General features: G+C 71.0%; 4 protein-coding genes. All 4 read right to left on the bottom strand.

All coding sequences use genetic code 11. From position 1 onward, the window contains the following. Positions 1-1276: tetratricopeptide repeat protein (locus tag D7X55_RS31390; RefSeq protein WP_121724991.1), on the bottom strand; the 1276-nt coding region annotated here is incomplete at its 3' end. Further along, positions 1273-4689, bottom strand: coding sequence for a tetratricopeptide repeat protein (locus D7X55_RS31385; RefSeq protein WP_121724990.1), 3417 nt, complete (start codon positions 4687-4689; stop codon positions 1273-1275). The genes D7X55_RS31385 and D7X55_RS31390, both read right to left, overlap by 4 nt. A gap of 7 nt (positions 4690-4696) precedes the next feature. After that, entirely contained in the window at positions 4697-7102 is a 2406-nt protein-coding gene (locus tag D7X55_RS31380) for a tetratricopeptide repeat protein (protein ID WP_121724989.1), read from the bottom strand. Positions 7103-7114: 12 nt separating this feature from the next. Next, positions 7115-7800 (bottom strand): dihydrolipoamide acetyltransferase (locus D7X55_RS31375; protein WP_121724988.1); only part of this gene is annotated, 686 nt, incomplete at its 5' end.

Here is a 7800-nt window from a genome sequence, read left to right as displayed (position 1 = left end):
TATAAGAGACAGGGCCCTTGGCGGGGGCGGCGGCTTCGGCGGACTTCTTCAGGCCCTCCTTGCGCTCGCGCTCGCGGCGGCGGGTCTCCCGGTCGATGCCCTTCTGCGCGTCCTTGAGGTACTGCGCGGTGCGCTCGTCGGTGCCGCCCCTGGACTTGTACTGCTCCAGGAACGACGCGGCCTTCTGCAGGCGCTCCAGGGCGTCCATGCCGGCGGGCTCCAGGTCCAGGTGGAGAAGGCCCAGGTTGAAGTACGCGTCCTTGGTGTCCGGCTGGAGCTGGAGCACGCGCTCGTACTCCGCCAGGGCGCGGGGGAAGTCCCCCTCGCCGCGGTAGGCGTTGCCCAGGTTGAGGTGGGCGGCGGCGAAGTCCGGCGCGGCCTTCACCGAGGCCTCCAGCTCCCCGCGGGCGCCGGCGTAGTCCTCGCCCTCGTTGAGCAGGGTGCCCAGGTTGTTGCGCGCCTCGGCGAAGTCCGGCCGGAGCGCGACGGCCTGGCGGAAGCGCTCCAGCGCCTGGGGCCGTTCCTTCAGGCCCAGGTGCACCAGGCCCAGGGCGTTGAGGGTGGCCGCGTCCTGCGCGTCGATGGCCAGCGCGTTGCCCAGCACCATGGAGGCCAGCTCGTACTTGCCCTCGCGCGCGTACACCTGCGCGAGCACCTGCATGGCGGGCACGTGCTGCTCGCTGACCTGGAGCGCGCGGCGGGCCTCGGCGACGGCGGCGGGGTGCTTCTTCTGGAGCAGGAGGTTCAGCGCCAGCGCCGTGCGCCGCGCCACCGAGTCCTGCTTCGCCAGCGCCTCGCGCAGCTCCGCCTCCAGCGACGCGGCGCGGCCCGTGCGCGCGGCCAGCCGCACCAGGCAGTCCCACGCGGCCTCCTGGTCCGCGTCCAGCACCAGCGCCTGCCGGTAGGAGCGCTCCGCGTCCGGGAAGCGGCCCTGGCGCTCCTGCACGATGCCCAGGTTCGTCCACGCGGGCGCGAGCTTCGGGGACTTCTCCAGGAGGGCCTTGAGCGCCGTCTCCGCGATGGTCAGCTCACCGCGCCGGGCGACCTCCACCGCGCTGGTGAAGTCCCGCTCCGCGCCGGAGAGCGACCTGGCGACCGGCGCCGCTTCCTTGGGCTGGGGCTTCGTCTCCTCGGGCTTGGGAGCGGTGCTGACGGCCGTGGCGGGCCCGGCTTCCGGCCCGGTGAGCTTCGAGTCCTTGCGCGTCTCCGGACCGGAGGCGCAGGCGGACAGCCAGAGCACGAGCCCCGTGAGCGCGAACTTGCGGCCCGCGTTCATGGCGTGCCCCCTTCCGTGAGCCGGGTGGCCGGGGCCGTCTCGACGCGCGCGGGAGTGGACGGCGCGGTGAGGCTGCCCAGCAGGCCGTCCGGATACACCGCGTCCGACGCGAGCGCGCCCCGGGCCTCCTTGAGGACGGGGTACTCCTTGGGGCGGAAACGGTTGAGGGATTCCAGCGTGCGGCGCGTCCACTCGTTGGAGACGCGGTTGTTACGCGCCTCCTTGAGCGTGGCTGCGTAGCTCTCCACCGCGCGGTCCTCCAGCGCCACGGTGCGCTGCGTGAGCATGTCCTGGTACGTCAGCACCGCGTCATCCCCCAGGCGCTTCACTTCCGGAGGCACCGGCGCTTCCAGCAGCGTGACCGCGAAGCGCTCCAGGGCGTAGCCGCGCCGGTAGAATGACGCCAGCGACCACTCCAGCTGCTTGTACGGCAGGACCTTCGCGTACGCGGCATCCACCGCCTTCACGGCTTCGGTCTTCTTGGTGAAGCTCTTCTCCAGCGCCTTGCCGGAGCCGCTGAGCTTCAGCGCGTCGAAGCGCTGGAACTCCAGCTCGGCCAGCTGGAAGCGGCTGTAGGCGGCGGCCTCCGCGGCGCGCGGCTGCGTGTCCGGCTTCAGCTTGCGGCGGTCGAAGTCATCCGCGGCGGCGGCGTACGCGCGCTGGGCTTCCTTCGCATTGCCGCGCTTCTTCCACGCGTCGCCCAGGCGGCGCTTCGCGTCCACCACCAGCTCCACCTGGTCCGGCTTGCTGGCGAACTTGCGGACGAAGGCCTCCAGCGCCTGGATTTCGCCCCTCGTGTCGCCCGACTTCTCCAGGATGCGGGCCGCGCGGTACTGGTTCTCCGGCGCGCTCTTCCCGTGGGGGTACAGCTCCACGGAGCGCTGGAAGGCGGCCGCGGCCTCCGTGTAGCGCTGCTGTCCTTCGAGCAGCGACGCCGCGTTGAAGAGCGCGGCCTCGCGCTCCTCGGCCTTCGGGTAGTCCTTCACCAGCTTCTGGTAGCTGGTGACGGCCTTGTCGAAGTCGTAGGACTTCTGCGCGTTGAGGGCCACGCGGAACAGCGCGGTGTGCGCCCACGGCGACTTCGGATAGTCGCGGTAGATGCGCTCGTAGAGCTTCATCGCGGAGTCGAAGCGGCGCAGTTCCTCGTACGCCACCGCCGCGTTGTTGAGCGCCTTGTCCGCGAACTCGTGGCGAGGGGCCTCCTCCACCAGCTGGAGGTACTTCTTCGCCGCCTCGTCGTAGCGCTTCTGCGAGGCCAGCTGATCCGCCAGGTTGAAGCGGCCGGCGAGCTTGAACTTCATCAGCTCGCGGTACTGGTCGCTGTCGGGGGCCACCACCTGCGCGTTGCTGGCGAGCCGCGCGCTGACCTCCTCCACGCTCTTCCAGTCCTGGTCGATGAGGAAGGACTCGATGATGAGGTTCGTCGCGTAGCCGGCCACCGGGTCGCGCGGGTAGGCCTGCACCACGCGCTCGAAGCGGGGGCGGGCCTGGGCGAAGTCGTCGTGCGTGTAGAAAAGCTCCGCGGCCTGGTACGCGATGCCCGGCGTGACCTCTTCCCCGGGCAGCAGCGCCACGTAGGCGTCCGAGGCCTTCACCAGCGCGGCCTCGGTGGGGGCCAGGGCCACGGGCGCGTGCGGGCTGTCCTTGGGCCGCTCGCTGGCGCGCAGCGGCTTGCGCTCCGGCACGCGGCCCGCCTTCACGTCGTCGTCCAGCTGCGCCTTCCAGGCGAGCACCGCGTTGTGCGCGGACACGTGGCGGTAGGTGTTGTCCTGGTTGGAGTCGCGGACGGCCTCGTACTCCTTCGCCGCCGGGCCGTACGCGTCCGAGTTGAACAGGGTCTCGGCGTGGAAGAAGCGCATCGCGTACGCGGTCTTGCTGCGCGGGAAGCGCTCCAGGTACGTGCCGTACGCGCGCGCCGCGGCGGCGTAGGTGGCCTTCGCCTCCGCGTCCTTGCCTTCCTTCTGGAAGGCCTGCGCCTGCTGATGCTGGTACGCGGCGGCGGAGTAGAGGCTCTGCTCCGCGAGCGTCTGCGCGTGCGACAGCGCGTTCGGGTCGTCCTTGTTCTTCTCGTACCAGGCGCCGCCGGGCAGGTAGTCGTTGGCCAGCTTCTCCGACTCCCGCGCGTACAGGTCCATGCGCCGGTCGCGCTCGTAGGCCTGGACGATGCGCTGCTGCAGACGCGGCGCGTCCGTGGTGAGCGGGTCGGTGGTCAGCACCTGCTGGTACGCGGCGATGGCCTCCGGGTTGCGGAGCTGGTCGAAGTAGACGTTGCCCAGCCGCCGGTACACCTCGGCTTCGTAGGGCCGGCCGCCGCGCTTCGCGAAGAGGTCGCGCGCCTTCGCCACGCCGCCCCACGTCTCATCCGCCAGCGACAGCGCGATGTACTGGATGGCCTCCGCGCGCAGGTCGCCTTCATCCGCCTTGCTGCCGGACTGCTGGTGGGACTGGTAGTGGTCCAGGAGCAGCAGGAAGCTGTCCACGGACTCCTCGAACCAGTCCATCCGGTAGTACGTCCAGGCCAGCTTGTAGCGGGCCTTGTCGTAGAACCGGTGCTCCGTGTCGCGGGTGGCGGCGGTGTACGCGTCCGCGGCCTTGCGCAGGGCCTCCGGGTCGGACTCGTCCTCGAACCAGTACTCGCCAATGCGCGTCCACGCGTCGGTGGCGAAGCGGCTCTTCGGGTAGCGCGTGGTGAGCTGCTGGTAGGTGGCGAGGCTCTCCTCGTCCTTGTGCTGCTCGTTGAGGCAGTACGCCAGCAGGTACAGCGAGCCGTCGTTGAGCTTGTAGTCCGGGAAGCGCGCGAGCAGCGTGCGGTACAGGCCGATGGACGGCGTGAAGTCCACCTCCGGCTCCGGCGGCAGGTCCATCATCTGCTCGTCGGACAGCGTGCGCACGCGCTCCGCGTAGTCCTTGCGCGCCAGCTGGTGCTCGTCCGCGGAGCGCTCGTAGTAGAGCTCCGCCAGGCGGAACATCACGTCCGGCGTGGCGCGGGGCTCGTCCGGGTAGCGGCGCAGGAAGTCCTCGAAGCGGGCGATGGCGTCCAGCCGCTGCGTGCGCTCCTGCGACTCCAGCGCGGTGAGCGTCTTCTCGTAGGCGCTGTTGAGCCCCGAACGCTTCTGCTGGTAGCGCCGCTCGATGAGCTGCTTCACCTCGCGGTGGAAGTCGCGCGACTCCGCTTCGTACGCCTCCAGCGCGCGGCTCACGTCGCGCAGCAGCTTCTCCTGTTCCGGCGTGTGGCCCAGGCCGTCCAGGTAGCGCGAGGTGGGCGCGGGCGTTGCCGCGGGCGCGGGTTGGGATTTCGCGGGCGCTGAAGGCGCGGTGGCCTTCTTCGCGGCCTGACTGGGAGTCTTGGCCTTCGCGGCGTGGGCGGCCAGCGGCGCGAGGGCCAGGAAGAGGGCGAGGGCAGGGCGGCGCATGGCTTCTTCAGTCCCCCCCTTCCGACGTCAGGATGTCCTTGAACTCCGAATCCAGCGCCCGCAGTGCGTCCGCCTTCTCCTTGGCGACCTTCTGGATGGTCGACGCGTTGTCCTGCGTGCGGCTGAAGGCCACGTCCACCGTGCCGGTGTCGGCCTTGAGCACCAGGTCGTAGAACTGCTGCCGCACGCGGCGGAAGCTCTCGTAGGCAATGCGGCCCACCAGGTTGCGGGCGTCACCGGACGCGGCGGCCACCTCCTGCTCGTAGCCCTGGAGCAGCGCCTGCTCCACGCGCACCTTGTCGCGGATGGACTTCACGCGCAGCTCCAACCGCGAGCGCAGCGCCACCCGCGCCACCGCCACGCGGCCGCGCAGCGAGTCGATGCGCGAGCGCACCGCGTGCATGCGGAGCAACACGCGGGTGTCCTCGCCGGACAGCCGGCCTTCACCGGCGCGCAGGATGCCGTGCTCCTGCTGGAGCGCGGCGGCATAGCGGGCGCGGATGGCGGCCTCGCCCTCCAGCGACGTGTCCGTGGACTGGCGCTCGCTGGCGAGCCGGGCGCGGGTGCGATCCAACTCCGCCTGCAAATCCCGCAGCGTGGCGATCTCCGCCTGGAGCTGCACCAGGAACTCGCGCTCCTCCGCCGGGTCCGCCTGCCGCTCCTCGCGCGTGTCCTCCACCCACTTGCGGATGGCGGCGGCGTTGGCGTGAAGGCTCTGCAGCTCATAGCCCACGCGGAAGGCCTCGCGGTCCACCGCGTCCACCTTCGCCTGCATGCGCGCGCGGCGCTCCTCCAGCTCCTTGTTGGTGGTGGGCAGCGCCTCGAAGCGCAGCCGCTGGGCCTCGCGCGCGCCCTGGGCGACGAGCAGCTTCTCGCGCTCGGCGGGCGTCAGCTTCTCCTCCACCAGCCCGGCTTCCGCCTGCACCAGGGCCTGCTCCACGGCGGTGAGCGCGGTGTCGGCGGCCTCCGTGCGGACGTAGCCTTCCTGCAGCTCCGGGAAGGCCTCCAGGCCGCGCGCGTCCAGCGCCTCCAGGATGCGCTCCGCGATGGCCTTCGCCTCGCCCGCGCCCTGACGGCCGCTGTCCAGGTCGCCCACCATCCGCACCGCGTCCGCGACCTCCTTCTGCGTGGACGCGTACTTCAGCGCCAGCGGGGGCAACAGCGTGCTCACGTCCAGCGAGCGCTCGTTGCGCGCGAGCAGGTTGTCGAAGTACGCGACCGGGTCCTGGTTCACGCGCAGGAGCGCGTCCACCTTGTCGCGCGCGGGCCGGAACATGTTGGCCACGCCGTCATACGTCTCCAGCGCCTCGTCGTACTGGCGCAGCTTCTGGAGCAGGTGCCCCTGGAGGATGCGTCCCTCGGGCGCGAGCTGCGAGTCCGGCGCGACGAGCAGCAGGATGTCCGTGGCGTTCTTCGCCTGCGTGAAGTCCTGCTTGCGCACGTACGTCCACGCGACCTCCAGCAGCGACTCCGGGAAGCGCTCGCTCTCGCGCGGAATCTGGCCGTAGTGGTCCAGGGCCTCGTCGAAGCGGCCCGTCTCGTACATCAGCCGGCCCAACGACAGGTACGCGAGCTCACGGAAGCGCTGGGCCTCCGCCTCCGCGATGCCCGTGGACACCACGGCGTCCGGCCCGCTGCCCACGATGCGCTGGAACTGCGCGATGGCGGCCGGGTAGTCCCCGCTCTGCACGCTCAGCACGCCCAGGTGGTAGATGGCCTGCACGCGGAAGGCGCCGGGCGTCTGCGCCAGCGGGGCGAACAGCGCGCGCGAGCGCTGCTGGTGCTCCTCCGGCGTCAAATCCATGCGCTTGAAGGTGCCGCGCGCGTGCACGTAGGCGATGTCCGGCGCCAGCACGCCGCCCGACAGCTGCCGCGCCTTCTCCACGTACGCGTCGATGCCCTCGAACTGCTGGAGCCGTCCCGCCACCGCGAGGTAGCGGCTCACGGCCTCCTTGTAGCGCTGCGGCGTCAGGGGCAGCGACAGCACGTCGCGCAGGTACACCCGCGCGCCAATGTCGTTCTTCTGCTGGTAGAGCGCGTCCGCCAGGTAGAAGACCGCCTCCGGGTAGCGCGGGTTCGCCTTGAACTCCGGGTCGCTCACCAGGTCGTAGAAGAGGACGGACGCGGCGGCCCAGTCCCCCAGGAGCGAGTAGACCTCGCCCTCGGAGAAGCGCTTGAGCTGCGAGTCGGTGCTGCTGGGCTCGGGGCGCTCGGTGAACTGCGTCTCCACGAAGCGCAGGGACTGCTCCGCGGCGCGCAGCTGCGCCTCCACCGCCTCCACCGGCGCCGCGCGCGAGCTCAGCGAGGCGGGCATGGGCGGCAGCGGGGCTCCCGGCTTGGAGGCCTGGGGCGCCGGAGCGGGCGCGGCCCCGAGGGACAGCGCGAGGGCCAGGGCGTGCAGCGTCGCGGTCACGGCCGTCCGCTCCTACTTCGGCTCGCTGGAGGTGGTGGCCGGAGCGGCGGGCGGAGCGCCGTCCGTGGCAGCCCCCGGACCCGGAGGCCGGTTCGCGCGCGTGTCCTTGGCCACTTCGATGTCGTAGCGCACCGCAGGCCGGTCCTTGAGGTCCGTGGTGAGGCCGCCCTTCTCCACGCCCACCACGTTCACCGTGGTGACCTTTCCGGACTCCGCGTTGAAGGTGTAACTGGATTGCACCTTGAACTTGTAGCCTTCCAGGTAGCTGAACACGCCGTAGCCGCTGCCCCGGTAGACCAGGCGCACGGCGAGCTGGTGCTGGCCCGGCACGATGCGGCCGTTGAAGACCTCCAGCGACTGGTGCCGGTTCAGGTCTCCCTGCGTGTCCACCTGGGTGAAGATGGGCGCGCCGTCCAGCGCGTACACCACCGACTCCAGCTGGAACGCGTTGCCCATCTCGTTCTTGTGCACCAGCACCGCGCGGGCGCCGGTGGACAGCTCGCCGCCCATCACCGACTCCTGGAGCAGCAGCAGGCGCGCCTTGGAGCGGTAGATCTTCTCCTTCAGGTCGACGACCTGCTCCTCCAGCGTCTTCACGCGGGACGTGAAGGCCTCGTCCGCCGTCTGATCACCCGTGGGTGTCGTCTGGGGCGCGGCGGCGGCCGCGGAAGCAGCGGCGGCCGGCGGCGGGGATGCAG

This window comes from Corallococcus sp. AB049A (genome assembly GCF_003668885.1).
GTDB lineage: Bacteria > Myxococcota > Myxococcia > Myxococcales > Myxococcaceae > Corallococcus > Corallococcus interemptor.
The sequence above is the reverse complement of the archived record's forward strand: the minus strand, read 5'-3'. Positions and strand labels throughout refer to the sequence as shown.

Bases quoted from the DNA above. Each gene is read 5' to 3' on its own strand.
- D7X55_RS31385 (WP_121724990.1), bottom strand. From the start codon at position 4,689: ATGCGCCGCCCTGCCCTCGCCCTCTTCCTGGCCCTCGCGCCGCTGGCC.